23 protein-coding genes are annotated in these 26,164 nt (G+C 68.8%); 10 read left to right on the top strand and 13 right to left on the bottom strand.

The features are described 5' to 3' along the window. Positions 1–10: 10 nt before the first annotated feature. Both ACQVBX_RS13080 and ACQVBX_RS13075 read right to left on the bottom strand, forming a co-directional pair. Positions 11–841, bottom strand: coding sequence for an ABC transporter ATP-binding protein (locus ACQVBX_RS13080; RefSeq protein ID WP_431634580.1), 831 nt, complete (start codon positions 839–841; stop codon positions 11–13). Further along, positions 838–1,056: a hypothetical protein gene (locus ACQVBX_RS13075; RefSeq protein WP_431634578.1), complete on the bottom strand. Its 219-nt coding sequence runs from the start codon at positions 1,054–1,056 to the stop codon at positions 838–840. The genes ACQVBX_RS13080 and ACQVBX_RS13075 overlap by 4 nt, the downstream gene beginning before the upstream one ends. A gap of 100 nt (positions 1,057–1,156) precedes the next feature. Between ACQVBX_RS13075 and ACQVBX_RS13070 the strand changes: the two genes are divergently transcribed. Continuing rightward, a complete protein-coding gene (locus tag ACQVBX_RS13070; RefSeq protein WP_431634576.1) occupies positions 1,157–1,939 on the top strand; it encodes an SDR family oxidoreductase in 783 nt (260 codons plus the stop codon). Between the two features lie 232 nt (positions 1,940–2,171). On the opposite strand, the gene ACQVBX_RS13065 is transcribed toward ACQVBX_RS13070, so the two are convergent. Both ACQVBX_RS13065 and ACQVBX_RS13060 read right to left on the bottom strand, forming a co-directional pair. Beyond that, the gene (locus ACQVBX_RS13065) at positions 2,172–2,822 is read right to left on the bottom strand and encodes a DUF4124 domain-containing protein (protein ID WP_431634574.1); all 651 of its coding nucleotides are present in this window, start codon (positions 2,820–2,822) and stop codon (positions 2,172–2,174) included. Between the two features lie 29 nt (positions 2,823–2,851). Then, positions 2,852–3,796, bottom strand: coding sequence for a DegV family protein (locus ACQVBX_RS13060; RefSeq protein ID WP_431634573.1), 945 nt, complete (start codon positions 3,794–3,796; stop codon positions 2,852–2,854). A gap of 255 nt (positions 3,797–4,051) precedes the next feature. Between ACQVBX_RS13060 and ACQVBX_RS13055 the strand changes: the two genes are divergently transcribed. Continuing rightward, positions 4,052–4,837: an AMP nucleosidase gene (locus ACQVBX_RS13055; RefSeq protein WP_431634572.1), complete on the top strand. Its 786-nt coding sequence runs from the start codon at positions 4,052–4,054 to the stop codon at positions 4,835–4,837. Positions 4,838–4,917: 80 nt separating this feature from the next. On the opposite strand, the gene grxD is transcribed toward ACQVBX_RS13055, so the two are convergent. Further along, positions 4,918–5,841 carry a Grx4 family monothiol glutaredoxin gene (grxD, locus tag ACQVBX_RS13050; RefSeq protein ID WP_431634570.1) on the bottom strand — a complete coding sequence of 308 codons (924 nt, stop codon included), beginning with the start codon at positions 5,839–5,841 and terminating at the stop codon, positions 4,918–4,920. Between the two features lie 102 nt (positions 5,842–5,943). Between grxD and ACQVBX_RS13045 the strand changes: the two genes are divergently transcribed. Both ACQVBX_RS13045 and ACQVBX_RS13040 read left to right on the top strand, forming a co-directional pair. Next, positions 5,944–6,636, top strand: a complete 693-nt coding sequence (locus tag ACQVBX_RS13045; RefSeq protein ID WP_431634569.1) for a TetR family transcriptional regulator — start codon at positions 5,944–5,946, stop codon at positions 6,634–6,636. Then, positions 6,633–7,418: an SDR family NAD(P)-dependent oxidoreductase gene (locus ACQVBX_RS13040; RefSeq protein ID WP_431634568.1), complete on the top strand. Its 786-nt coding sequence runs from the start codon at positions 6,633–6,635 to the stop codon at positions 7,416–7,418. Before ACQVBX_RS13045 ends, ACQVBX_RS13040 begins: the two co-directional genes overlap by 4 nt. Here the strand turns inward: ACQVBX_RS13040 and ACQVBX_RS13035 are convergent, their stop codons facing one another. From ACQVBX_RS13035 to ACQVBX_RS13025, 3 genes are all read right to left on the bottom strand, one after another. Further along, the gene (locus tag ACQVBX_RS13035) at positions 7,419–8,276 is read right to left on the bottom strand and encodes a UDP-2,3-diacylglucosamine diphosphatase (protein WP_431634567.1); all 858 of its coding nucleotides are present in this window, start codon (positions 8,274–8,276) and stop codon (positions 7,419–7,421) included. It abuts the gene before it with no gap. A 93-nt stretch (positions 8,277–8,369) separates the two neighbouring features. Next, complete coding sequence (locus tag ACQVBX_RS13030; RefSeq protein WP_431634565.1) at positions 8,370–8,993, bottom strand: SGNH/GDSL hydrolase family protein; 624 nt, start codon at positions 8,991–8,993, stop codon at positions 8,370–8,372. A 12-nt stretch (positions 8,994–9,005) separates the two neighbouring features. After that, positions 9,006–10,253, bottom strand: coding sequence for an aminotransferase class I/II-fold pyridoxal phosphate-dependent enzyme (locus ACQVBX_RS13025; protein WP_431634564.1), 1,248 nt, complete (start codon positions 10,251–10,253; stop codon positions 9,006–9,008). Between the two features lie 137 nt (positions 10,254–10,390). Between ACQVBX_RS13025 and rsgA the strand changes: the two genes are divergently transcribed. The 4 genes from rsgA to aceE all read left to right on the top strand — a co-directional run bounded on the left by rsgA (position 10,391) and on the right by aceE (position 18,258). Continuing rightward, positions 10,391–11,446, top strand: coding sequence for a ribosome small subunit-dependent GTPase A (gene rsgA / locus ACQVBX_RS13020; protein WP_431634563.1), 1,056 nt, complete (start codon positions 10,391–10,393; stop codon positions 11,444–11,446). A 373-nt stretch (positions 11,447–11,819) separates the two neighbouring features. Continuing rightward, positions 11,820–12,962, top strand: a complete 1,143-nt coding sequence (locus tag ACQVBX_RS13015; RefSeq protein ID WP_431634562.1) for a flavohemoglobin expression-modulating QEGLA motif protein — start codon at positions 11,820–11,822, stop codon at positions 12,960–12,962. 93 nt (positions 12,963–13,055) lie between these two features. Then, on the top strand, positions 13,056–15,350 hold the full coding sequence (locus tag ACQVBX_RS13010; protein WP_431634561.1) for an NADP-dependent malic enzyme: 2,295 nt from the start codon (positions 13,056–13,058) through the stop codon (positions 15,348–15,350). A gap of 187 nt (positions 15,351–15,537) precedes the next feature. Continuing rightward, positions 15,538–18,258, top strand: coding sequence for a pyruvate dehydrogenase (acetyl-transferring), homodimeric type (aceE, locus tag ACQVBX_RS13005; RefSeq protein WP_431634560.1), 2,721 nt, complete (start codon positions 15,538–15,540; stop codon positions 18,256–18,258). Between the two features lie 85 nt (positions 18,259–18,343). On the opposite strand, the gene ACQVBX_RS13000 is transcribed toward aceE, so the two are convergent. From ACQVBX_RS13000 to ACQVBX_RS12980, 5 genes are all read right to left on the bottom strand, one after another. Then, a complete protein-coding gene (locus tag ACQVBX_RS13000; protein ID WP_431634559.1) occupies positions 18,344–18,679 on the bottom strand; it encodes a hypothetical protein in 336 nt (111 codons plus the stop codon). A 135-nt stretch (positions 18,680–18,814) separates the two neighbouring features. Next, positions 18,815–19,486: a glutathione S-transferase family protein gene (locus ACQVBX_RS12995; RefSeq protein WP_431634557.1), complete on the bottom strand. Its 672-nt coding sequence runs from the start codon at positions 19,484–19,486 to the stop codon at positions 18,815–18,817. A 327-nt stretch (positions 19,487–19,813) separates the two neighbouring features. Then, entirely contained in the window at positions 19,814–21,661 is a 1,848-nt protein-coding gene (locus ACQVBX_RS12990) for a family 43 glycosylhydrolase (RefSeq protein ID WP_431634555.1), read from the bottom strand. Positions 21,662–21,800: 139 nt separating this feature from the next. Further along, positions 21,801–23,429 carry an alpha/beta hydrolase-fold protein gene (locus tag ACQVBX_RS12985; RefSeq protein ID WP_431634554.1) on the bottom strand — a complete coding sequence of 543 codons (1,629 nt, stop codon included), beginning with the start codon at positions 23,427–23,429 and terminating at the stop codon, positions 21,801–21,803. 56 nt (positions 23,430–23,485) lie between these two features. Next, positions 23,486–24,751, bottom strand: coding sequence for an MFS transporter (locus ACQVBX_RS12980; RefSeq protein WP_431634552.1), 1,266 nt, complete (start codon positions 24,749–24,751; stop codon positions 23,486–23,488). 166 nt (positions 24,752–24,917) lie between these two features. Between ACQVBX_RS12980 and ACQVBX_RS12975 the strand changes: the two genes are divergently transcribed. Further along, positions 24,918–25,655, top strand: coding sequence for a hypothetical protein (locus tag ACQVBX_RS12975; protein WP_431634550.1), 738 nt, complete (start codon positions 24,918–24,920; stop codon positions 25,653–25,655). 44 nt (positions 25,656–25,699) lie between these two features. Continuing rightward, positions 25,700–26,152, top strand: coding sequence for a DUF6491 family protein (locus ACQVBX_RS12970; RefSeq protein ID WP_431634548.1), 453 nt, complete (start codon positions 25,700–25,702; stop codon positions 26,150–26,152). Positions 26,153–26,164: the final 12 nt, after the last annotated feature.

The raw sequence follows: 26,164 nt of genomic DNA, 5'->3' as shown, positions 1-26,164 counted from the left end.
CCGTTTCGGCTCAGTCCGGCGCCAGCGTGGCGCGGTACCACCCGCCACGCTGCTCCACCGTCACCGGCGCGTCGAACGCGGCGCTGAGCGGGCCATCGGCAAGGATCCGCTCGCGCGGGCCGTCGGCCAGCACCTGGCCGCGACACAGCAGCACCACGCGGCCGATCTCCGGCAGGATCTCCTCCACGTGATGGGTCACCAGCAGCAGGGTGGTACCGGCGCGGGCCAGTGCGCGCAGCTGTTCGAGGAAGCTGCGCTGGGCGGTCATGTCCAGTCCTGCGCAGGGTTCGTCCAGCAGCAATGCCTGCGGACGGTGCACCAGCGCACGGGCGATCAGCACGCGCCTGGCCTCCCCGGTCGACAGACTGGCCAGCGGGCGACCGGCCAGCTCCGACGCGCCGGCCCGCGCCAGCGCCTCGGCGGCGCGCTGGCGCATGGGCGCGGTCAGGGTGCGGTTCCAACTGTCGTGCGCCGCGAAGAAGGCCGACACCACCGCATCGCTGACCTCGACCCGCGCCTCACCGCCCAATTGCTGCTGCAGGGCCGGCGACACGATGCCGAGCCGGCCGCGCAGGCCGGCGATGTTCCAGCGTTCCTGGCCGAACACGCGCACCGGTGGCGAATCGGGCCGGGCCAGCGCATGCAGCTCGCGGGCGACCAGCTTCACCAGGGTCGATTTGCCCGAGCCGTTGCGACCGAGGATCGCGGTGTGTTCGCCGCGGGCCACGCGCAGGCTGAGCTGGTCGAGCGCGGGTCGTCCATCGCGCAGCACGGTCGCCCGGTCAATCTCCAGCAGCGCCTCGGCGCCGTCCGCCGATGGAGCATCGTGCGAAGCGCTCACTGCTCGGCGGCGTCCAGTTGCTTGCGCTGCTCGGCGGCCTGCTGATCGACGGTCTTCTGCACGTCCTTGGCGCGCTGCTCGTCCTTCTTCATGTCGTCCCACGGGGTGGCCACGCGCGCCGGCTTGGTCCCGGCCTGCGGGGCGGGCGGCTTGCCCGAGCATGCGGCAAGCAACAGGGCGGAGACGAGGGAGATCAACGCGGCGCGTGGCGACATGGCAGGAGGTCCGGAAGGGGCAGGGCCAGAGTGTCCCGCCGCGCGGTCGGTCGGGGCAAGGTGGCTGGCCCGGGTCCGCGCGGCCGTCTAAGCTCGGCGCATGAATACACGCATCGATGCATGGCAACTGCAGGGGCACACCGCGCTGGTGACCGGCGCCAGCAAGGGCATCGGCTACGCCACCGCGCGCGAGCTGGCCGGGCTGGGCGCCGATCTGCTGCTGGTGGCGCGCGACGAGGACTACCTGGAGCAGGTGCGCACCGAACTGGCCGACGACTTTCCCGGCATCGAGGTGCTGGCCTTCGGCGCCGACCTCACCGAGCCGGAGGAGCGCCTGGCGGTGTTCGATTGGATCGCGGATCTCGGCGCGCCGCTCTCGCTGCTGGTCAACAACGCCGGCGGCAACCAGCCGATGGCCACGCTCGACTACGCCGAGGACGACTATCGCGCGATCTTCGAGCAGAACCTGTTCTCCGCCTTCGAGATGTGCCGCCTGGCTCACCCGCAGCTGGTGCAGCACGCCCACGCGGCGATCGTGAACGTGGGCTCGGTGTCCGGCATCACCCACGTGCGCACCGGTTCGCCCTATGGAATGACCAAAGCCGCGCTGCACCAGCTCACCCGCAACCTCGCTGCCGAGTGGGCGGTCGATGGCATCCGTGTGAACGCGGTGGCGCCGTGGTACATCCGCACGCAGCGCACCGATGGCGCGCTGGCCGATCCGGATTACCTGGACGAAGTGCTCGACCACACCCCGCTGCGCCGCATCGGCGAGCCGGAGGAAGTGGCCGCGGCAATCGCCTTCCTGTGCCTGCCTGCGGCCAGCTACATCACCGGCCAGGTGCTGGCGGTGGATGGCGGCTTCGTCAACTACGGATTCTGAGCCCGGGGTTTGTCCACAGCGGCTGTGGATAGCTCGCGGACAAGTCTGTGGAGCGATGTCGCAAGCCCGCGCCGCGCCAGCGTTTTCACCGGATTGATGACGCCCTCGCCAGCGGGCGCCGAGTTATCCCGCGTCGCCGGGGATGACCTGTGGACAAGCCTGTGGGTGAGTGGTCGTCGCGGCTGCGGTGGCGGCCACTTGCATCACTTTGCGCACATTTTGCGCAGTGCGCTCAGCCGCCGCAGTTGCGCAGTTGCGCCTGCAGCTCTGCCTCGCGTTTCTCGAACGGCGCCTGTTCGCTCTTGAACGCCTGCTTCAGCTTGTGCTCGTTCTCGTCGTATTCGTCCTGCAGCGCCTCGCAGGTTTCCTCCGGGCCGAGCGCGCGGCACACGTCCTGCACCCACACGTAATTGTTGGCCACCAGACCGCTGGTCACCTTGCCGCGATTGAGCTCGGGCGCGGAGGCGCCACCGCCGCCGCCGGGGCCATACACCGAGGCGAGCGGCGTCTGCACCGCACCGAGCACACCGAAGGGCACCTGGTAGGGCTGCGGATCGCCGTTGCTACTGAGGTAGGTCTTGCCGTCGGTGGCGCGCTGGCACTGGTACAGCACCGGCAGGGGCGCCGCAGGGGCGGCGGCGGCGCGCGGTGCGGTGGCGACATCGGCGGCAGCAGGCGCAGGTGCCGGCGGCTCCGCCGGGGTGGGAGCGGGTTGCCTATCCACCAGGTGGATCGACTGCTGCTTCTGCGCCCGCGGGCAGGGCGCATCCTGATAGGTAACCGCGCCATTCGCGCCGGTGCACTTGTAGACGGTCTCGCCGATCGCCGGCGTGGTGCCGGTAAACAGCAGGCAACCGACGATCAGGGTGCGCAGGGAGGTCATGGGTGGTTGCGGTGGGTCCGGACCGTCGCTCAGAACTCGGCCACGTGCTCTTCGGCGGCAAAGCCCACGGTGAGTGCGCCCTCGCCCACGTTGACCATGCCGGTGATGCTCATCGGGGCGAGCATCAAGTCGACCTTGCACTCCTCGCAGGCGTCACGCAGTGCCTCATAACCCGGGAGCTTCGGCACTTCAGCCAGGTCGCCGCCGTAGCTCAGGCACACGGCCGGCACCAGCAGGCCGGCGTGCACGCGTTTGATCACGTAGTCGAACAGCACCTCCACGCCATGCTCGAAGCCGCGCACCTTGCCCACCGGTCCGGTCTCGCCGCGGTAGGCGCGCAGCAGCGGCTTGATGTCCAGCGCCGATCCCATCACCGCGCTGAACAGGCCCACGCTGCGGTCGCCCTTGGTCTTGGCGCGCGCGCGCAGGTAGTAGAGGTCGCGCGGCAGCATGTAGCCGTAGGAGTTGTTGGCGATGTAGGTGAGCCGCTCGCGGATCGCCGCGGGCGTCTGGCCGGTCTTGAACAGCCGTGCGGCCTCCACGATCACCGGCGCGGAACCGGCGAATATCGAGCGCGTATCGATTACCCGCATCAGGAACGGGCCGGGCATCGTGGTCTGGTCGCGCACGTCGCGGTAGTGCTTGAGCACCGCGAAGCTGGCCTTGATCACGTGGTCGTTGATCGGGCTGCGCGTGGCGGTGATGGTGAGGCAGAACACGCAGTCCTTCTCGAGGACGAGCTTTTCCAGAAACAGCTTCTGCACGTCTTCCACCGAGCACGGCTCAGTGGACGCGGAGTGGCTGCGGCTGCCCATCTTCAGGTCGAAGAAGCGCTGGATTTCCGCCGGGTCGCGGTTGTCCTTGAACACGTCCTTGTCGATCTTCACGGCGATCGGCATCACCGCGATATCGTGCTCCTCGATGAAGGCCTGCGGCAGGTCGCAGGAGGCATCAATGGCCAGGCCCATTCGCATACGTGTCACCCTCCGGAAGGCGCGCCGAACATAACACGGGCCGTGATGCCGTGAACCAGCCCGCAAAGCGGCGTGCCGGCGACTTCCCGTTCCTCGGTTGTCGGCCATCGGTGGACGGGCCTTGAGCGCCCCCGCACCGCTGGCTGGCGGCGCCTCGTGGGCGCCCCTAGAATGGCGCACCGACTTTGGCATCGTGCCGGCGTGGCGTCGCCGGTAACGCGCGGCGGACCCGTCGCGCCGACCCGCAGAGGTCCCATGAAGAACAAGCAAGAGATCGTCTCCAACTGGCTGCCGCGCTACACCGGCACGCCGCTGGAGCAGTTCGGCCAGCACATCCTGCTGACCAATTTCGGCCATTACGTGGAGCTGTTCGCGCAGTGGCACGGGGTGGAAGTGCAGGGCCGCGACCGGCCCATGCCCAACGCCACCGCCGATGGCATCACGTTGATCAACTTCGGCATGGGCAGCCCCAACGCGGCCACCGTGATGGACCTGCTCAGCGCGATCGAGCCCAAGGCGGCGCTGTTCCTGGGCAAGTGCGGCGGCCTCAAGAAGAAGAACGCGATCGGTGACCTGGTGCTGCCGATCGCCGCGATCCGCGGCGAGGGCACCTCCAACGACTACCTGCTGCCGGAAGTGCCGGCCTTGCCGGCGTTCCAGCTGCAGCGCGGCGTGTCCACGATGATCCGCGACCTCGGCTACGACTACTGGACCGGCACGGTGTACACCACCAACCGCCGCGTGTGGGAGCACGACGAGGCGTTCAAGGATTACCTGCGCCGCACCCGCTGCATGGCGGTGGACATGGAAACCGCCACCATCTTCGCCGCCGGCTTCGCCAACAAGATTCCCTGCGGCGCGCTGCTGCTGGTGTCCGACCAGCCGATGATCCCCGAAGGGGTGAAGACCGAGGCCAGCGACAAGCAGGTCACCGGCCAGTTCGTCGAGCGGCACATCCGCATCGGCATCGAGGCGCTCAAGCTGGTGCGCCGCCACGGCCGCAGCGTGAAGCACCTGCGGTTCGAGGAGGAGATCGAGTAGCCGCCGGCGGTGCTGGCCCCTGAACGAAAAAGGCCACCGTGACGGTGGCCTTTTTTCTGTCCGCGTCGGCGGGCGATCGATCAGTAGCGCGGCACGCTCGGATCGATCTGCTCCGCCCAGGCGTCCATGCCGCCTTCCACGTTGTGCACGTTGCTGAAGCCGTGCGAGGCAAAGCGCTCGGCCACGCCGCGGCTGGACACGCCGTGGTGGCAGATGAAGGCGAGCGCGGTGTCCTTGGGCAACGCGGCCAGCGCGTCATAGCCCTCTTCCTCCAGCACGCGGGCCTGCGCCAGCGGCGCGGCCTGCGCGCGGCCGCTGGCCGGACGCACGTCGATCAGGGTGATGTCGCCGGCCGCCAGGCGCTGCTGCAGCTCCTGCACGGTGAGCGACTTGATCTCCTGCGCGCCCGGGAACTTCAGGCTGAGGCCCTCGCCCTGCACCGTGGAAACCCAGTCGATCACGATGCCCTTGGCGCGCTGCGCGCTGGCCGGGTCGAAGTGGATCTCCAGCCCGTTCGACACCGCGACGATGTCGTGGTCGCCGGCCGGCGCCAGCTGGAAGCCGGCGCTGTGGTCCGGGCCGATCTCCAGGTGGATCGCCACGCCCTGCGCGTTGGCGGTGCCCTGGCGGATCATCTCGGCGGCCTTGTCGGTGATGGTGATTTCCGGCGGGGTGCGGTCCGGCGGCGCGGCGCCAAACAGGGTGTGCAGCTCGCCGCTGGTGTACATCTGGCGAATGATGTCCGAGCCGCCGACCAGCTCGCCGTCCACGTACAACTGCGGGATGGTGGGCCACTCGCCGTAGATCTTGATGCCTTCGCGGATCTCCGGATCTTCCAGCACGTTGACCGTGTGGTAGTCGCTCAGCAGCTCGTTGAGCGTGTTGGTGGCCGCGGCGGAAAAGCCGCACATCGGCTGCTGGCGGTTGCCCTTCATGAACAGCACGACGCGGTGCGCGTTGAGCAGGGACTGGATGCGGTCGCGGGTCGCGGGTGCAAGAGACATGCTGGTGTTCCGTGGGAAGGCGGGAGAGCGCTACATGGTAGCGCGGCGGCCCGGAGGCAAGCCTCTGTTGAAAAGTGACCATGAGTCATTTATAAATGACCCATGGTCATCAAAAAGCTCGCCCCGCTCGCCCCGCTCGGCCCGCGCCGCCGCGCCGTCAGCGTCGACATGAAGGCGCAGCGTCGCGACGAGATTCTCGCCGCTGCGCTGCGCCTGCTCGAACGCCAGCCCTACGAGACGATCACGATGAGTGCCGTGGCCGCCGCCGCCGGCGTGGCCAAGGGCACCACGTATCTGTATTTCCCCACGCGTGAGGCCTTGTTTCTCACGCTGTTGGGCGAGCACTACCAGCGCTGGTTCGATGCGCTGGATGCCCGCTGCGCGCTGCCCGTGCGCGGTGCGCACGAATGGGCCGGCTGGGCGGCGCGCGAACTGGCGGCGCGGCCGCTGTTCCTGCGTCTGGTGGCGGTGCTGCACACGGTGCTGGAGACCAACGTGCCGGTGGCCGAGGTGCTCGCCTTCAAACGCGCGCTGGCCGAGCGCGTGGAGCGCAGCGGTGCGGCCCTGGAGCAATCGCTGGGCCTGCCAGGCGGCGATGGCGCGCGCCTGCTGCTGTGGCTGCAGGCGGTGGTGCCGGGGCTGGCGCAGATGGCCGCGCCGCCGGCCCCGCTGCACGCCGCCCTGCGCAGCGATGCCGCGCTGTCCGGCTTCCTCATCGATTTCACCACCGAGCTGCAGGCCCTGCTGGCGACGGTGGTCCGTGGCATGCAGGGCGCTATGGAGTCGTCCCCATGAGTGGTTCCCTCACCGGGCGCACCGCGCTCGTCACCGGCGCGTCGAGCGGGCTGGGTATCGAGTTCGCCCGCGATCTGGCCAGGCGGGGCGCCGCGGTGGTGCTGGTCGCACGCAGCGAGGCGCCGATGCAGGCGCTGGCGAGCGAACTGCGCGCCACCGGCGCCACCGTGCACGTGCGCTGCGTCGATCTCGCCGACGCCGCGGCGCGCACCGCGCTGGCCGCTCAGCTCGAGGCCGAGGGCCTGGCCATCGACATGCTGGTGAACAACGCCGGCTTCGGTGTGTTCGGTGCCTTCGCGGACACCGAGTGGGAGCGCCTGGACGCGATGCTGGCGGTGGACGTGGTGGCGCTGACCCACCTCACCCGGCTGCTCGTGCCGGCGATGCGGGCGCGCGGTTTCGGTCGCGTGCTCCAAGTGGCATCCACCGGGGCGTTCCAGCCCACGCCCAGCTACGCGGCCTATGCCGCCGCCAAGAGCTATGTGCTGGCCTTCTCGCACGCGCTGGACGTGGAGCTGCGCGGCAGCGGCGTGCGTTGCACGGTGGTGTCGCCCGGGGTGACCGCCACGCAGTTCCTCGCCGTTTCTGGCCAGCGCGCGACCTGGTACCAGCGCCTCACCCGCATGCAGGCGCCCGCGGTGGCGCGGCAGGGCGTGGAGGCCATGCTGGCCGGCCGCAGCGGCGTCATCACTGGTTGGGTCAATGCGCTGATGGCGCACGGTACGCGGCTGATGCCCCGCAACGTCGCCGCTCGGGTGGCCGGCGTGCTGATGCGCAACTGATCAGGCCGCCGGCCGCAGTTCGCCCAGGTCACGCCGGCGGCGCGCCAGCGGCGCCAGCGCCAGCGCGGCGGCCGGCGAGGGCAGCACCAGTTCGCGGCTGGCGCGGCCCAGTGCGGTGGGCTGTTCGCTCCAGTGGATCAGTTCCATCGCGCCGGTGTGGTCTTCCATCAGCGCGGTGCAGTGCTCCACCCAGTCGCCGTCGTTGAGGTAGAGCACGCCGTCCACGTCGCGCACCTGGCCGAAATGGATGTGCCCGCAGATATGGCCGTCAAAGCCGCGCTCGCGCGCGTCGTCGGCCACGCGCTGCTCGTAGGCGCGGATGTACGCCAGCGCCTTGCGCACGTGCGATTTCACGATGATCGACAGCGGCAGGTAGGGCATGTCCATGCGCCGGCGCCATGCGTTGACGCGGCGATTGCTCCAGCAGATGAAGCGGTGCATCGCCTCGCCCAGATGCAGCATCCAGCCGCGGCCGATCTGCTCGGGATCGAACTCGTCGCCGTGGCTGACCCGGTAGCGACGTCCGTCGGCGCCCTCGTGCACCGCATCCAGCTCAATCCGCACGCCGCCGAAATCCTGCCCTACCAGCCCGCGCAGCGCCGAGTCGTGGTTGCCCGGGATGTAGGTCACCTCGACGCCGCGGCGGGCCATGTCGAGCACTTCGGCAATCACCGCGCCGTGGTCGGCGTGCCACCACATGCGCTTGCCCAGCGCTTCCAGGTCGATGATGTCGCCCACCAGGTACAGCCGCTCGCAGCGCAGCTGGCGCAGGAAGTCGAGCAGGTAGCGCGCCTTGCAGTCGGGCGTGCCCAGGTGGACGTCGGAGATGAAGGCGCTGCGGCAGCGAACGGTAGCCATGGCGGCGGGTCCCGGTGGTGATCCGGGGCACCAGTGTCGGCACGGCGGATCACCGCGCGATGGCGGCGAGGTTGCAGTGCGGTTGCCGCCGCCTCAGCCGAGCGCGCGGCGCGCGACCGGCGCGATCCGCTCGACCCAGCGCGTGTACTGCCGGGCGTCCGGATGCAGGCCGTCGTCGGTCAGCTCGTCCGGATAGGCGCGCGAGAGGTCGGTGATGTCGACGAAGGCGGCGCCGGCCGCCTCGGCGGCTGCGCGCGCCAGTAAGTTGAAACGATCCAGCGTCGCACCGATCGCCGCGGCGTCGTGCCCGTGCTCGCGGGCGAAGCGGGTGACGCCCCAGTCGGGAATCGACACCACCAGCACGTGCCCGGGCCGGTCGCCCGCCAGCGTGACCGCGCGCGCCAGCAATTGGCCGAACTGGGCGATGTATTCCTCGGCGCTGCGGCCGCGGTACTGGTTGTTCACGCCGATCAGCAGGCTGACCAGGTCGAACGGCGGCGCCAGCTGCGCCTCGTCCATGCCGGCGGCGAGTTCGTCGGTGGTCCAGCCGGTGGTGGCGACGATGCGCGGTGGTGCCAGCGTGATGCCTTCCGCGATCAGCCGCTGCGCCAGTTGCACCGGCCAGCGGCCGGCCTCCGGCACGCCCTCGCCGATGGTGTAGGAGTCGCCCAGCGCAAGATGGCGCAGCGGATGCTCCGCCTGATCGGATGCACTCATGCCAGTGGACGCTCAGCCCGCCGCGACGGCGCGCGACGATGCCTGCTCGGCGGCCATCTGGGCCAGCACGCGCTCGATCCGCACGAACACCTCGCGCAGTTCGTGCGGCTGCGGCAGCAGGGTGAGCCGGAACTGCCGGCTGGCGGGCACGTTGAAACTGGCGCCGGGCACCACGAGCACCGACTCGCGCTCGAGCAGGCGCAGGGCGAAGTCGCCGTCGTCGAACACCGGCAGGCGATCAGCCCGCACCTCGGGGAAGGCGTACAGCGCACCCTCGGGCGCGGCCAGTTGCAGGTAATCGCTCGCCGCCACGCCCTCGATCACCGCCCGTCGCGCCTCATGCAGGCGGCCGCCGGGGGAGGTCAGCGCGTGGATGGTTGGCGCGCTCTCCAGCGCCGGCGCCACCGCCCACTGCGCGGTGGCGTTGGGGCACAGGCGCAGGGCGGCCAGCAGCTGCAGCGCGTCGCGGTAGCCGGCGGTGCGCGACGGCTCGCCGGACAGGCTCATCCAGCCGATGCGGTAGCCGCAGGCGCGATGTACCTTCGACAGCCCGCCGAAGCTCAGGCAGGGCACGTCGCCGGCCACCTCGGCCAACGGCTGGAACACCGCGCCGTCGTAGAGAATCTCGTCGTAGATCTCGTCGCACAGCAGCAGCAACCGGTGCCGCGCGGCAATCGCCACCAGCTGCTCGAGTAGTGCCCGCGGGTACACCGCGCCGGTGGGATTGTTCGGGTTGATCAGCACCAGCGCGCGGGTGCGCGGCGTGACCAGGGCCTCGATCTCAGCCGGGTCCGGCTGATGGCCGTTCTCCGGCAGGCAGCGGTAATAGCGTGGCTTGCCGCCGTTGAGGATGGTGGCGGCGCTCCACAGCGGGTAGTCCGGGCTGGGCAGCAGCACTTCGTCGCCCGGCTGCAGCAGCGCGCGCAGGCTGATGTCGATCAGCTCACTGACGCCGTTGCCGATGAAAATGCGTTCGGCATCCACGCCTTGCGCGCCGCGTGCGCGCTGCTGGGCGGTAATGGCGGCGCGGGCCTCTTCCAGGCCCTGCTCGTGGCCGTAGGCCTCGCTGTCGCCCAGGTGCGTTGCGATCGCCTCGCGCAGATGGGCGGGCGTCTCGAATCCGTAGCGGGCCGGGTTGCCGATGTTGAGCTTGATGATCGGCCGACCCTCGGCCTCGAGCTCACGCGCACGGCGAGTCAGTGCGCCGCGGATTTCGTAGCGCACGTTTGCCAGGTGCGTGCTGGGTTTGATCGGGGCCAACGACGGGATTCCTTCGCTTTGCTGCACCAGCGCTTGCGGCCGGCAGTCGCAGCATGCTAGCAGCGTCGATGGCGCTCGTGGGGCCGATTCCGGGCGAGATATCGGCCGGCGCCGGGGCAGGGCATAATCGGGCAACCATGAGCGATGCCCTGATCATCGAACGCTTGCGCCGCATCGGTTGGCGCGGGAGCCGTCTGCCCGCCGACGGCCTGCGGCTCGCCCGCGTGGTGGCCCAGCACCGGGCCGGCTACGAACTGCACGATGGCGAGCACCTGTTCGGTGCGCAGCCGGCCGGCCATTTCCTCAAGCGCGGCCTGGATCCCTCGGCGCGCCCGGCAGTGGGTGACTTCGTGGAATTCGAGCCGGGCGCCCCGCCGCACATCCAGCAGGTGCTGGAGCGGCGCACGGTGCTGTCGCGCGCCGCCGCTGGCGAGCGCTACGAGCGGCAGATCATCGCCACCAACATCGACTACGTGCTGGTGCTCACCGGCCTGGACGGCGACTTCAACCCCGCGCGCATCGAGCGCTACCTCTCGCTGGTGGAGGATTCCGGCGCCCAGCCGGTGGTGCTGCTGAGCAAGCTCGACCTGCTCGACGACGCGGCCGAACGCCTGGCCGAGCTGCGCGCGCGCCTGCCGGGCACCACGCCGATCCACGCCCTGAACGGCAAGAGTCGCGACAGCGTCGAGCTGCTGTCGCCGTACCTGAAGCCGGGCGACAGCGCGGTGCTGGTGGGGTCCTCGGGCGCCGGCAAGTCCACGCTCACCAACACCCTGCTCGGCACCGACAAGCTGGCCACCGGCGCCGTACGCGCACACGATAGCCGCGGTCGCCACACCACCACCCATCGCGCCCTGCTGCAGCTGCCCACCGGCGGCTGCTTGATCGACACCCCCGGCATGCGCGAGCTCAAGCTCACCGGCGAGGAAAACCTCGACCTGTTCGCCGACATCGACGAGCTGGCCGAAACCTGCCGCTTCGCCGACTGTGGCCACGGCAGCGAACCAGGCTGCGCCGTGCAGCGCGCGCTGGACAGCGGTGATCTTGCCCCCGAGCGCTGGCGCAACTACCTCAAGCTGCGCGACGAGCGTGAGGACCAGGCCGCCACGCTCGAGGCACGCCTGCGCCGCCAGCGCGGCGGACGCCCGATCGACCGCCCGCACGGCCATCGCGGCCAGCGCGAGCGGGACTGATTCTAGGAAAGCGAGGCGGGGTCGCCTCTCGTTAGGGATTCGGTGATATGGGGCAATCTTCAGCAAGGGCAGTGAGGACCAAGGAGCTGTGGTTTGGGGTGATCTTCGCCTTGATGACGCTATGCCTAGCCGTAGGCACATGGGCAGTGATCTGGCACCACGGAGCTATCATCCAAGTGATCGCGCCGGCGGGCGCATTGACGTCGCTGATTCCATGGGTGGTCGGCCGTAGACCTCGTCGGAAAGACCGCTGAACGCCACGCCTACCATCGACCTGCAGCGCTACGCCGCGCTCGACCAGCGGCTGCTAGCCGCGGTGCGGCCGATCCGCATCCTGCCCACGGTGGCCTGGCCGGCGTCGCTGGAGGGCCGCATGATCGACGCCTACGCGACCGGTCGCCTGAGCCTGCCGGAGGTGTCGTACCTGTCGCCGGACCTGTCCGCGGCGCGCGCCGAGCTGGCCGCGATCGAGCGCGAGGCCGGGCATGACGATCCGCTGGGCGAGTACCTCTGTCGCACCGCCGAATCCTGGCGGATCGCCGCGGAAATGCTCGAGGCGGTGGGCACGGCCGGGGTCACCGCGCCGTCGATCGTGCTGTACGGCCATCCGGGCGACCTCATTCCCGGCAGCAGCAAGAGCAACCTCGACGCGGCGCGTTACTTCGTGGAGCTGGCCGACGAACTGGGCGCCGACTTGCTGGCCGACGACGTCGCCGCCGATATCCCCGCCGAGGTCCTGCGCGCCGACCTGGCGCAGACGCTGGACAGCTTCTTCGGGCCCGGCCTGATTGCGGTGGAAGTCGACGCTGAGCTCACCGCCAAGGCGGCTGCCGGCGCCACCCGCATCCGCCTGCGCGGCGGCACCGCCTTCAGCGACTACGACCGCCATCAGCTTCTTGCGCACGAGGCCTTCGTGCACTCGCTGACCGCCCTCAACGGCCGCGCGCAGCCGCTGCTCGCCTCCCTGGCGCGCACCTCGCCGCGGGTCACCGCCACCCAGGAAGGGCTGGCCGTGTTTGCCGAGCTGATGTCCGGCGCTATCGACATTTCGCGCCTCAAGCGCATCAGCCTGCGCATCCTGGCGATCGACATGGCCCTGCGCGGGGCGGACTTCGTCGAGGTCTACCGGTTCTTCCTGGAGCGCGGACAGAGCGTGGCGGACAGCTTCCACTCGGCGCAGCGGGTGTTCCGCGGCGTGCCGCTGACCGGCGGCGCGGTGTTCGCCAAGGACAACGTGTATCTGGCCGGTCTGCTGGCCGTGCACACGTTCTTTCGCTGGGCGCTGAAGCAGCGGCGGATGGACCTGCTGCGCCATCTGTTTGCCGGCAAGCTGACGCTGCACGACGTGGTGGCGCTGGAGCCGCATTTCGCCTCCGGCGCCATTGCGCCGCCGCGCTGGCTGCCGCCGTGGATGCAGCACGTGCACGGGCTGGCCGGCAAGCTCGCGTTCTCGCTGTTCGCCAACCGCATCCACATGGGCCGGGTGCAGGCCGAGGAGCTCTCGCTGGGCCTGTGAAGCGGCGCGGCAATGTAGCGCCGGACAGCGGTCGGTGCGGTGCGCGGTGCTACCATTTGACCTCTTCGCAGCTCCGGATCATCGACTCGTCCCATGGCCAATCCCCCCGAGGAACTCAAGCACGCCGCGCTCGAATACCACCGGCTGTGCCCGCCCGGCAAAATCAAGGTCAGCGCGACCAAGCCGATGGTCACCCAGCGCGACCTGGCACTGGCCTACTCGCCCGGCGTGGCCTACGCCTGCGAGGCGATCGTGGAGGATCCGCACGCGGCCAGCGAGCTCACCGCCCGCGGCAATCTGGTGGCGGTGATCACCAACGGTACCGCGGTGCTCGGCCTGGGCGACATCGGCCCGCTGGCCGGCAAGCCGGTGATGGAAGGCAAGGGCGTGCTGTTCCAGAAGTTCGCCGGCATCGACGTGTTCGACATCGAGCTCAACGAGCGCGACCCGGACAAGCTGGTCGACATCATCGCCGCGATGGAACCGACCTTCGGCGGCATCAACCTCGAGGACATCAAGGCGCCCGAGTGCTTCATCGTCGAGCGCAAGCTGCGCGAGCGGATGAAGATCCCGGTGTTCCACGACGACCAGCACGGCACGGCGATCATCGTGGGCGCCGCGGTGCTCAACGCGCTGGAAGTGGTCGGCAAGAAGATCGAGGATGTCAAGCTCGCCACCGCCGGTGCCGGTGCGGCGGGCATTGCCTGCCTGGACATGCTCGTAGCGCTGGGGCTGAAGCCGGAGAACATCCTCGCCTTCGACCGCGACGGCGTGATCTACACCGGGCGCGAGCACCTGGACCCGGACAAGGCGCGCTACGCGCGGGACACCGACAAGCGCACGCTGGCCGAGATCGTCGCCGGTGCGGACGTATTCCTGGGCCTCTCGGCCGGCGGCATCCTCAAGCCGGAGATGGTCGCCACCATGGCGGACAAGCCGGTGATCCTGGCGCTGGCCAATCCGAACCCGGAGATTTCCCCGGCCGACGCCAAGGCCGTGCGTCCGGACTGCATCATCGCCACCGGCCGGTCGGACTACCCGAACCAGGTCAACAACGCGCTGTGCTTCCCGTACATCTTCCGCGGCGCGCTGGACGTGGGCGCCACCGGCATCAACGAGGCGATGAAGCTGGCCTGCGTGCGCGCGATCGCCCAGCTGGCACGCGAGGAGGCGGCGGATCTGGCCGGTGCGTATGGCGAGGAGATTCCCTCATTCGGCGCGGAGTACCTGATCCCGCGCCCGTTCGATCCGCGCCTGCTGGTGATGCTGGCGCCGGCGGTGGCGCAGGCGGCGATGGAATCGGGCGTGGCCACGCGGCCGATCGCCGATATGGACGCCTACCGCGAGAAGCTCGGCCAGTTCATCTATCGCACCAGCCTGCTGATGAAGCCGGTGTACGAGCGCGCGCGCGGCGACTGCAAGCGCGTGGCCTATGCCGAGGGCGAGGAAGAAGTGGTGCTGCGTGCGGTGCAGACGGTGGTGGACGAGCGCCTGGCGTTCCCGATCCTGATCGGTCGCCCGGACGTGATCCACACCCGCATCCAGCGCCTCGGCCTGCGCCTGCGCGAGGGCGTGGATTTCGAGCTCACCAACATCAACGACGATCCGCGCTTCAACGATTACTGGCAGCAGTACCACGCGCTCACCGAGCGCCGCGGTGTGTCGCCGGCGGCGGCGAAGAACCTGCTTCGTTCGCGCTCCACCCTGATCGCTGCGCTGATGGTCGAACGCGGCGAGGCCGATGCGCTGATCTGTGGCCTGGTGGGGCGCTTCCACAAGAAGCTCGGCTACCTGCGCAGCGTGTTCGATCTCGACCCGGGCGTGCAGTGCACCTCGGCGATGACCGGCGTGATCAACGATCGCGGCGCCTGGTTCTTCGTCGACACCCATGTGCAGGTCGATCCCAGCGCCGAGCAGATCGCCGAGGCCACGCTGCAGGCCAGCTACCGCCTGAAGCTTTTCGGCATCGAGCCGAAGGTGGCGCTGCTGTCGCACTCCAACTACGGCAGCCACGACAACCCCAGCGCGGCCAAGATGCGCAAGGTCTACCAGATCCTCAAGGCGCGCTATCCCAAACTCGAGGTGGACGGCGAGATGCAGGCCGACACCGCCTGGGACGAGACGCTGCGCCAGCGCATGTTCCCGCATACCACGCTCACCGGCCGCGCCAACCTGTTCGTGATGCCCAACCTGGACGCCGCCAACATCACCTACAACATGGTGCGGGTGATGACCGACGGCGTCGCGATCGGCCCGATCCTGATGGGCGTGGACAAGAGCGCGCACATCCTCACCCCGGCCTCCACCGCCCGCCGCGTGGTCAACATGACCGCCGTGGCCGCGGTGGATGCGCAGATCCGTGCTGCGCAGAGCGAGCGGCGCGGCTGATCGATGCGGCGGCGCGGCTGGCCTGCGCCGCTGCCGCCAGGGACGGCGGGATGAGCCCATGCGCGAGCGCATGGCCGTCCATTTGGCGGCCGCCTCGCGCGGCCGCTAAACTCGAACATTGCTGCACCGCACCCCCGGCGATGCATCCCCCTTTCAGGCGCGCCTCCCCGGCGCCGCGGAGACCTTCATGGATCAGCTCGACGACATCCTCCACCAGGACATCGACCCCACCGAAACCAAAGAGTGGATCGAATCGCTTAATGCGGTGATCAGCCACGATGGCACCGAGCGCGCGCATTACCTGCTGGAGAAGATGGTCGACTCGACGCGGCGCGCCGGCGGCTACCTGCCGTTCGACCCGACCACCGAGTACGTCAACACCATCGCGCCGCAGAACGAGGCGAAGATGCCGGGCGACGCCACCATGGAATGGCGCATCCGCAGCCTGATCCGCTGGAACGCGATGGCGATGGTGGTGCGCGCCAACCGCAAGCCGGGCGAGCTGGGCGGCCACATCGCCAGCTTCGCCTCTTCGGCCACGCTGTACGACGTGGGCTTCAACCACTTCTGGCGCGCCCCCAGCGCCGACCACCCCGGTGACCTGGTGTTCCACCAGGGCCATTCCAGCCCGGGCGTGTATGCGCGTTCCTTCCTCGAAGGTCGTATCGCCGAAGAGCAGATGGACCTGTTCCGCATGGAAGTGGCGGGCAAGGGCCGCGGCCTGTCGTCCTACCCGCACCCGTGGCTGATGCCGGACTACTGGCAGGTGCCGACGGTGTCGATGGGCCTGGGTCCGATCCAGGCGATCTACCAGGCGCAGTTCTGGAAGTATCTCGAGCACCGCGGCCTGATCCCCAAGAGCGACCGCAAGATCTGGTGCTTCATGGGCGACGGCGAGACCGACGAGCCGGAGAGCCTGGGCGCGATCTCGCTGGCCGGCCGTGAGGGCCTGGACAACCTGATCTTCGTGATCAACTGCAACCTGCAGCGCCTGGACGGCCCGGTGCGCGGCAACGGCAAGATCATCCAGGAGCTCGAAGGCGTGTTCCGCGGCGCCGGCTGGAACGCCATCAAGGTGGTCTGGGGCAGCTACTGGGATCCGCTCCTGGCACGCGACACCTCCGGCACCCTGCGCAAGCTGATGATGGAAACCGTCGACGGCGAGTACCAGGCGTGCAAGGCGTTCGGCGGCAAGTACACGCGCGAGCACTTCTTCAACAAGTATCCGGAAACCGCGCAGCTGGTCGCCAACCTGTCCGACGACGACATCTGGCGCCTCAACCGCGGCGGCCACGACCCGCACAAGGTCTACGCCGCCTATCACTCGGCGGTGAACACCAAGGGCATGCCCACGGTGATCCTGGCCAAGACGGTCAAGGGCTACGGCATGGGCGCGGCCGGCGAGTCGCAGAACCCGACCCACCAGCAGAAGAAGCTCGACGCCGACGCGGTGCGCCACTTCCGTGACCGCTTCAACATTCCCGTGTCGGACGACAAGCTCGGCGACGTGCCGTACTTCCATCCGGGCAAGGATTCTCCGGAAGTGCAGTACATGCTCGAGCGCCGTGCCGCGCTGGGCGGTTCGCTGCCGCAGCGTCGCCGCAAGGCCGATGCGAAGCTCAAGGCGCCGGAGCTGTCCGCGTTCGAGCAGATCACCAAGGGCACCGGCGAGCGCGAGATCTCCACCACCATGGCGCTGGTGCGCGGAATGAACCTGCTGCTGCGCGACAAGCAGCTGGGTGAGCGCGTGGTGCCGATCGTCGCCGACGAGGCGCGCACGTTCGGTATGGAAGGCATGTTCCGCCAGATCGGCATCTACGCGCCGTTCGGCCAGAAGTACCGCCCGCAGGATGCCGACCAGCTGCTGTACTACCGCGAAGACCAGAAGGGCCAGGTGCTGCAGGAAGGCATCTCGGAGGCCGGCGGCATGGGCGCGTGGATGGCGGCGGCCACCAGCTACAGCATCTCCAACGTGGCGATGCTGCCGTTCTTCATCTACTACTCGATGTTCGGCTTCCAGCGCATCGGCGACCTGTGCTGGGCGGCGGGCGACATGCGCGCACGCGGCTTCCTGGTGGGCGGCACCGCCGGGCGCACCACGCTCAACGGCGAGGGCCTGCAGCACGAGGACGGCCACTCGCACCTGATGTCCGGTGCGATCCCCAACGTGAAGTCCTACGACCCCACCTTCTCCTACGAGGTCGCGGTGATCCTGCAGGACGGCACGCGCCGGATGATGCAGGAGCAGGAAGACATCTATTACTACCTGACCGTGATGAACGAGAACTACCAGCACCCGGACATGCCGGCCGGTTGCGAGGAAGGGATCATCAAGGGCATGTACCTGTTCCGCGACTGCGGCGTGCCGACCAACGGGAACGGCAAGGGCAAGGGCAAGGCGAAGGCGCCGTGCGTGCAGCTGCTGGGCTCGGGCACGATCCTGCGCGAGGTGATCGCCGCCGCCGAGCTGCTGGAGAAGGATTTCGGCGTGCATGCCGACATCTGGTCGTGCCCCAGCTTCATTGAGCTGCGTCGCGACGGCTTCGATGCCGAGCGCTGGAACCGCCTGCATCCGGAAGCCGAGCAGCGCGTGCCGTACGTCACCGGCCTGCTGCAGGATCGCTCCGGTCCGGTCATCGCCGCCACCGACTACGTGCGCGAGTTCGCCGACCAGATCCGCGCGTTCATTCCCGAGGGCAAGCGCTACACGGTGCTCGGTACCGACGGCTTCGGCCGTTCGGACACCCGCGCCCACCTGCGTGATTTCTTCGAGGTGGACCGCTACTGGATCGCCCACGCCGCGCTGGCGTCGCTGGCGAAGGACGGCCTGGTCAACGCCAAGGACGTGGCGCGGGCGATCAAGGAGTACAAACTCGATCCGGAGAAGCCAAACCCGCTCACCGTCTGAGCGGTGTGGTCGCTTCAGCACAAAAAAAGCCCGCCGTATGGCGGGCTTTTTTATCCCAAGCAGTCTGGAGAGACCGGCCGCGGCGTCAGTCTTCGTCGCGGCCGCCGAACGCCCTGCGCAGCAGCAGGAAGGCGCCGATGGTGCCGGCCACGATCGCCACCGTGGCGGCCGGGTGGCGATTCACCTGACGCCGCAGACGGCGGTACTGGTAGTTCGCCTCGTCCGCGAAATCCTCGGCCGCCCGGCCGATCTGGCGACGGTAGCTGTCGCTGTGCTTGCCGAAACGGCTGGTGGCGCGGCGGCCGCGCTCGACCAGGTCGTGGGCGGTGCCTGCGGCGCCGTTGGCCACCTGGCGCATGTGGTCACCAACGCGCTCGGTGGTTTCGTGCAGGCTGCGTTCGATGTCGCGGGTACGGCTCATGGCGGTGAACTCCTTGCATGGCGCGGCCCGCGCTGCGGGCCTGTCGACGGGTCGTTGGGCGAATACTGTGCCCCGCGATGCGTGACAACTGCGTCGAAGGGCGCTGCCCCCGCAGCCATGCATTCAGCTGGCAGCTCAGCCCAGCCGGTAATCGCCGCCGGCCGCCAGCGCGCGCTGGTACGCCGGGCGGGCATGGATGCGCGCGAGGAAGTCCACCAGCCGCGGGTGCCGCTGGGCGCTCAGCCCGCCGCGCGCGGCGGCCGCTTCCAGCGGAAAGCTGAGCTGGATGTCCGCGGCGCTGAACTCCTCGCCGCCGAACCATCCGCGCGCGCCCAGCTCGCCTTCCAGGTAGTCCAGGTGCAGCGCAATCTGCGGATCGACAAAGCGCGCCTGCACCTTGGTCGCGATGCTTCGGGCCACCGGCCGGGCGAAGAACGGCGCCGGCGTACGGGCCACCCGCTGGAACACCAGCTTGAGCAGTAGCGGCGGCATCGCCGAGCCCTCGGCGTAGTGCAGCCAGTAGCTCTGCCGCAGGCGCTCGGGCGTACCGTGCGGGGCGAGCAGGTCGCCGTGGCCATAGCGGTCGGCGAGGTACTCGACGATCGCGCCGGACTCGGCCACGGTCAGCCCGTCGTCGGTGATCACCGGCGACTTGCCCAGCGGGTGGACGGCGCGCAGCTCCGGCGGCGCCAGCATGGTCTTCGCGTCGCGCTGGTAGCGCTTGATCTGGTAGGGCACGCCTAGTTCTTCGAGCAGCCAGAGGATGCGCTGCGAGCGCGAGTTGTTGAGGTGGTGGAGGGTGATCATGTGTGCGATCAGAGCGGATCGCGCGTCGGGTCGCAAGGCTGGATAAGCTCAAGCAACTGGCTTGATTGGTCTACGCCGTCGGAATGTGCGACTCCTTCAGCACGCAGAAACCTCAAACGCCGTCATTCCCGCGAAAGCGGGAATCCATTGGGCTCTGGTGCGAAGATCAAGGTGGATTCCCGCTCTCGCGAGAATGACGGCTCGTGCGATTGGGAGGCTTGCCAGCCACCGGCGAGGGGACTCCGCGCAAGGAATCCGTGTCCGGAGCGATGGTGGCGAATTCCGGAATACCCTGACAACGGATCGCCCATAGGCCGAGTTCCTGCGCTAAGGCTCCAGCGTGATCGTGCGCGACAGCTTCGACACCCCGCGCTCGTCGAACGCCTCCACCGCCACCACGTAGCGCACGCCTTTGTTCAGCGCGCGCAGTTGCAGCGTGGTCGGCTGGTCGGCGAAGCGCTGGTAGGTTTCGTGCAGGCGGTCGGCGGTGAGGCCCCAGCGCACGTTGTAGCCCACCGCGCCGGGCACCGGCTTCCAGCGGATGGTGGCGTTGCGGGTGTCCTGGTCGCGGGTAGCCGAGAGCAGCTCCGGCGCGGGCGGCGGCGGGCCGTCCTGGTGGCCGAACACGCGCAGGTCGGAAATCGCCAGGTGCCTGGCGCCCACGTGCTGGTGCACGTAGCGCACGTAGCGGATATGTGCCGGCGCATCGAGTTCGACGTAGGCGTTGGCGTGGTCGCGGGTCTCGTGCGAGAGGTCGGCCAGGGTCTGCCAGTGGCTGCCATCGGTCGAGCCTTCCAGCATGAACTGGGTGACCAGGTCGGGTGCGTCGCCGTAGCGGTCGGAGCGGTCGTCGGCGTAGTTCACCTGGATCGAGTTCACCGTGCGCGGACCGCCGAGATCGAGCGTGAGCGTCTGCCCGGGCGTGTTGGACGCAGCGCCCCAGAACGTACGCGGATTCTCGTCGGTGACTTGGTCGGGACCGTGGCCGGGAATCTGTGACGAAGCGGTGGCGTGCTTGTGCCAGGACAAGAGCATCCAGCCGGTAAACGTGCTCTCGCCGGGCTGGAGCTTGTGGTCGGGCATGCGCTGGGGGAAATCGCCGAAGCGGGTGTCTACCCACATCTGGCCGTCGTCGTGGAAGCCGGCCGGATAGAGATCGATGCGCCGCTCGAAGTTCCAGTTCAGGCCGATCCAGTTGGTGCCGGTGTTCCACACGTTGCCGTAGGCGTCCTCGAAGGTGGAGCCGTGGCCGGCGCCCTCGACGAAGCCGCCCGGCTTGTAGCCGACCGGGTTGTACGGCGCGTAGGTGAACGGCCCCAACGGATGCTCGCCGACATACACGCCGGTGGCGTAGGCGTTGTATTCGGTGCCCGGCGCGGCGTACTGCAGGTAATAGCGGTCGCCGTGGCGGTTCATCCAGGCGCCTTCCATGAAGGGCAGGGTCTTCTCGTCACGGTGGTCGCGGCCGAAGCGCTCCCAGCCGTGCTGGTCCGGGTGCAGCCGCAGCAGGGTGGCCGTCTCACCGACGTAGGCCAGCCGCTTGCCTTCGCCTTGCGCCCCGTCGCTCAGCTTGAGGTCGATCTGCTGGCCGTACATCGGGTAGACGTTGGACGAGCCCCAGTACATGTACACCTTGCCGTCGTTGTCCTGGAACAGACCCGGGTCCCACGGCCCTGGCGGCAGCTGGCCCGGCTTGATCTTGTACTCGGTGGAGGAGGTCACCGCGTTCGGCAGCGGCGGCATCAGCCGGGTCCAGAACTTCCAGTGGCCGTGCGCGGGATCGGTGGAATAAAGCAATGGCTCCTGGTCGGTGGTGGAGCGCAGCAGGAACAATTTGCCGTCGGCAACGAGCGTGGCCGGTGCCACTTCGCTGTCGAACGGCCACTTGTCTGGCGTGACGAAATCCCAGTGCACCAGATCGATGGAGTGCCAGTAGCCGTCGGCCAGGGTCTGGAACAGGTAGTACGCATCGCCGTAGCGCACCACCGCGGGGTCCGCGCCGGTGCGGTAGGAGATGCCCTGGTTCATCTGCTCGAAGTTGTAGCGGTAGTCCACGTCCATCGGGTTGGCCCAGGTGCGCGCGTGCGGATTCACCGCCGCGCTGGCGACCTGGGTGGCGAGCGCGGCGGCGAGCGCCAGGGCGAGACGGAGACGTGGATGAAAGCGTGCTGACATGGCATGGGTCCGGAGATGGCCTGACGGACGTTCCGTGCCCGGGCGTGGCGTGGCTTCGATGGCGGCGACGTTGCTCCTGCCCGTCGCCAGCGGATCGCCGTCGGCAGCCCGGGGCTGCCACGGAGAAGGGGCTGTCGCTTCAGTAGATCCAGGCGGCCTCGCCCTTGGGCGCGTGCTTCTGCATGAAGCGGGTCATGGTGTCGTAGAGCACTTCGCCGGGCGGGCCCCAGCAGTGCGGCGCCATCGGCTGATAGGTGATGGAGCCCTGGAAGCTCGGATTGGTCGCCGTCTTCAGGAACGCGTCCATCGCGCGCACGCCCATGTTGAGGTTGTAGGTGTCCGCATCACCCACGTAGATGTGCAGCTTGTCGGTCACCAGCGGGCCCAGCGTGGCCCAGTTCTTCTCAAGCAGGTAACGCAGGTCGAAGTGCTGCTTCCAGTATTCGGCCACCTGGTGGTCGATGGCGCCGCTGCGCTTGTCCCAGATGCGCTGCGGATAGCCGTCCGCGCCGATCGGCCCCCAGGCCGCTTCCCAGATGTCCCACTGGCCGCCCGAGCGCGAGTGGTCGCCCACTGCCAGCTCGTAGTGGTTCTCGTCCTTCATCATCGCGTCGACGTTGCCGTCGGGCTGGCGCGTGTCCACACGCTCGACTTTCACCCAGCCTTTGTCGACGGTGTAGGCGTTGGCGTCGTCGTAAATGTTCACCACCTGGTGATGGCGGAAGTCCAGCGAGTCCGGACACATCGCGAAGCTGCCGCCGTAGAACTTTGGATGAAACAACTGCTGCGCCACCGCGATCCAGCCACCGGTGGAACCGCCGGTGAGGATGCGCGCCCACGGCTGCTCGATGGTGCGAAAGCGCCGCGCGATCTCCGGGTAGAGCTCCTGGTGGATGGCGTCGTCGAACGGGCCCTCGTTGGGCGAATTCACCGCATAGGAGTCGTCGTAGTACGGCGAGGGATGCTGCAGCGTCACCACGATCACCCGCGGCTTCTTCGCGCTATCGAGCCAGAACGCGCGCAGCTTCGATTTGTCATTCTCGAAGCCGAACGGCGCGTCGGTGGAAAAGTGGCCCTGGTCGTAGACCACCGGGTAGCGCACGTTGGGGTGCTGCTCGTAGCCCTCGGGCAGCAGCACGGTGGCGCCCAGGTAGATCGGGTGGCCCCAGAACTTCGTCAGCAGCTTGCTCTGGATGCGGAAGCGCTTGACGTATTCGCTGTCCTTCGGGAACGGGATCGGCGCAATCACCTGGTCGGCGACGAGCCGGATCGGCGTGGTCGCCGCCGGGTCGTAGTGCACCTTCACCGGCTTGCCGTAGAGGTTGCCCGGCGAGTGCTTCCAGTCCTGGCCTTCCCACTGGTCCATGTGCATCCACAGCGTGTGGCCGTCGGCGCGCTTGAACTCGGTATAGACGTTGACGAAGGGCTGCATCCAGTAGTCGCCGGCGGGCAGATCACGCAGGCTGGCCAGCGGCGCACCGTAATCGTTTACATCGATAGCCGCGAACTGGCCGGCCTTGAGGCCGGTGACGTCGTGCCCGAACAGCGGCACGCCGGTGATGTCGGTCTGCTCGATCGGCGGCTTCGCACCGTCGCGGCTCACCGCCACGTAGACGCGGCCGGTAATCGGCTGCGCGTGCGCCGCCGCAGCAAAGCTCACCTCGATGCGCGGCGACGCGGCCGCTGCCTCGTTGGCATGCAGGTGGAAGGGCGCGGCGGCCAGGCAGGCGGCGGCGAGCGTCAGAAGCAGGCGATGGGCGGGAGTCATCCCCCGATGCTAGCGGTCACCGCCCTGCGGGCGCCACTGTCGCCGCGGCGCGGCGCTCAGAGCGTCTGGTCGGCCGGCTCGGATACGGGTTCGGGCTCGTTGTGCAGCCGCTGGCGCCGGCGCAGGGTGGGGAACATCGCCATCCACAGCCCCACCACCAGCAGCGTCCCGACGCCGCCGATCAACGTGGCCGGCACGGCGCCCACCCACGCGGCGAGCAGGCCGGACTCGAACTCGCCCAGCTGGTTGGAGGTGTTGATGAAGATCGCGTTGACCGCGCTCACCCGGCCGCGCATGTCGTCCGGCGTGTCCAGCTGCACCAGCGCGCCGCGGATCACCATGCTCACCATGTCGAACGCACCCAGCGCAAACAGCGCGGCCATCGACAGCCACAGCGTGGTCGACAGCGCGAACACCAACGTGGCCACGCCGAAGCCGGCCACCGAGGCGAACATCGTCATGCCCACGCGCCGCTGCATGGTGTGGCGCGCCAGCCACAGCGACATCAGCAGCGCGCCCACCGCCGGTGCCGCGCGCAGCAGGCCCAGGCCCCACGGGCCGGTGTGCAGGATGTTCTTGGCGAAGATCGGCAGCAGCGCGGTGGCGCCGCCGAGCAGCACGGCGAACAGATCCAGCGAGATCACGCCCAGCACGTCCGGCCGCTGGCGGATGAAGTGCACGCCGGCGAACACCGTCTTCAGCGTGGCCGGCTCGCGCCGCGGCGGCGCGCTCTCGTAGCGCAGCCTGGCCATCAACACCACGGATGCGAGGTACAGCGCGCCGGCGATCACATAGACCACGCCCGGCCCGGCGACGTACAGAAAGCCGCCCAGCGCCGGGCCCATGATCATTGCCGCCTGGCCAGCCGAGGCGTTCACCGCCATGGCGCGCGGCAAGATCGGCGCGGGCACCAGCGCCGGCAGCATCGACTGCATCGCCGGAAACTCGAACGCCTTGGCCACGCCAATCACGAACACCAGCGCGAGGATGCCGGCCTCGTGGATGTCATGCATCAGCGTGAGCGCGGCCAGCAGCGCGATCGCCACCCACTCCACCACCTGCCCCAGCAGCACGATGCGGCGGCGCTCGAACTGATCGGCCACGTGGCCGGCGGGCAGCGCCAGCAGCACCGAGGGAATGAACTGCGCCAGACCGATCAGGCCCAGGTCCAGCGCGCGGCCGGTGATCGCGTAGATCTGCCAGCCCACGGCCACCGAGAGCATCTGGAAACCGAAACTCGAGGCGATGCGGGCAAACCAGAAGGCGACGAAGGCGCGATGCCGGAACAGCGCGTCGGCGGGGGCGGTGGGAGAGGGGCGCATCGTGGGTCCTTGCGTGGACCGCGATTATCGAATCCCTGCCGCGCCCGGCCAAGCGGCCGGGCGGCAAGCGAACGATGTTGCGATCGGGCGACGCTGCGCCGGCGGTTGCGCCGTGCGCGGACCTCGTTCCACTCTAGGCATCTGTTTCCTGCCGTGGATGTTCGCCATGTTGCCTGTGCCTACCCGTTCCCTGGCCCTGATGCTCGGTCTCGCGCTGCTCGCGACCGGCTGTTCGCAGAGCGGCGGCAGTTCGTCGTCCGGCGCGGGCAAGCCGGCGGGGCAGGCCGCCGCCAGCGATGCGGCCGCGGCGCAGGACCTGGACACCTACCGCCAGCTGGTGCGCATCCACAATGACGAGATGGCCACCACCTTCGGCGAGAAGATCGTGCACGACTACCCCGGCAGCGCCGCGGCGAAGGAAGTGCAGGAAAGCCTGCCTGAGATCAGCAAGCGCTATCACGAGAACGCCGAGAAGAATCGCCTGGCTGGCCTGTGGCTGTACCAGGTGGCGCCGATGGCCGGCGGCACCCAGTCCACCGCGGTGATCTACAACAGCCAGCCGGTCGACGCCGGGAAGGTGCGCATGGTGCTGCGTCGGCACACGCAGTGGGGCCAGAACGCCTTCCTGTTCGGCAGTGGCAAGGGTTTTGTCTGCAAGGCCACCTGCACGCTGCCGGCGGTAGTGGATGGCAAGGCGATGGGCATCAAGGCGTTCGCGCCGCCCAGCGGCGAGCCGGCGTTGATGATCAGCGACGACAAGGCGTTCATCGCGCTCTTGAAGAAGGCGCAGAAGATCAGCCTCACCGTGACTCCCAAGGACAGCGGGCGCAGTGAGGAACTGGTGTACGAGGTGGGCGGTTTCGACCCGGCGAAGTGGTTGCCGCTGCCTAAGGCGAAGAAATAGCGCGCAGGCGTGGCCGGCGCGTCACTGGCGAGAGGAGAGCGAGCATGGTCCTGCAACGTGTGATCGGATGCCTCACCCTGGCGGCGGCGCTGGCCGGCTGCGCGAGCTGGCCCAGTGCCGAACGCGAGGTGCAGCGACGCGCCGATTACGAAGCCGCCGCTGGCCCCAGCCAGCGCAGCTTTCGCTTCTTCGGCAATCTGTGGTCGTGGGAGCCGCTGGGAAAAGATCTGCTGGTGGTCTACACCCGCCCCAACGAGGCCTGGCTGCTCACCACGGGCGGCTGCATCAACCTCGAATACACCAATGCGATCGGGCTGACCTCGAACCTGCACGAGGTAAGCGTGGGCTTCGACAAGGTGCTTACGGGGCGGCGCGATTTCCCCTGCACCATCACCGGCATCCGCCCGGTGAACGTCAAGCAGCTCAAGGCGAGCCAGGCCGAGCGGCGCACGATCGAGGAGAAACCACGCGAAGCCACGCCCGCCGCGGGCGGTTGAGCGGCCGCAGCG

Origin of the sequence: Dyella thailandensis, from assembly GCF_050749815.1 — a bacterium.
Classification (GTDB): Bacteria; Pseudomonadota; Gammaproteobacteria; order Xanthomonadales; family Rhodanobacteraceae; genus Dyella_A.
Note: the sequence above shows the minus strand (reverse complement) of the source record. Positions and strands in the feature narration are given on the sequence as shown.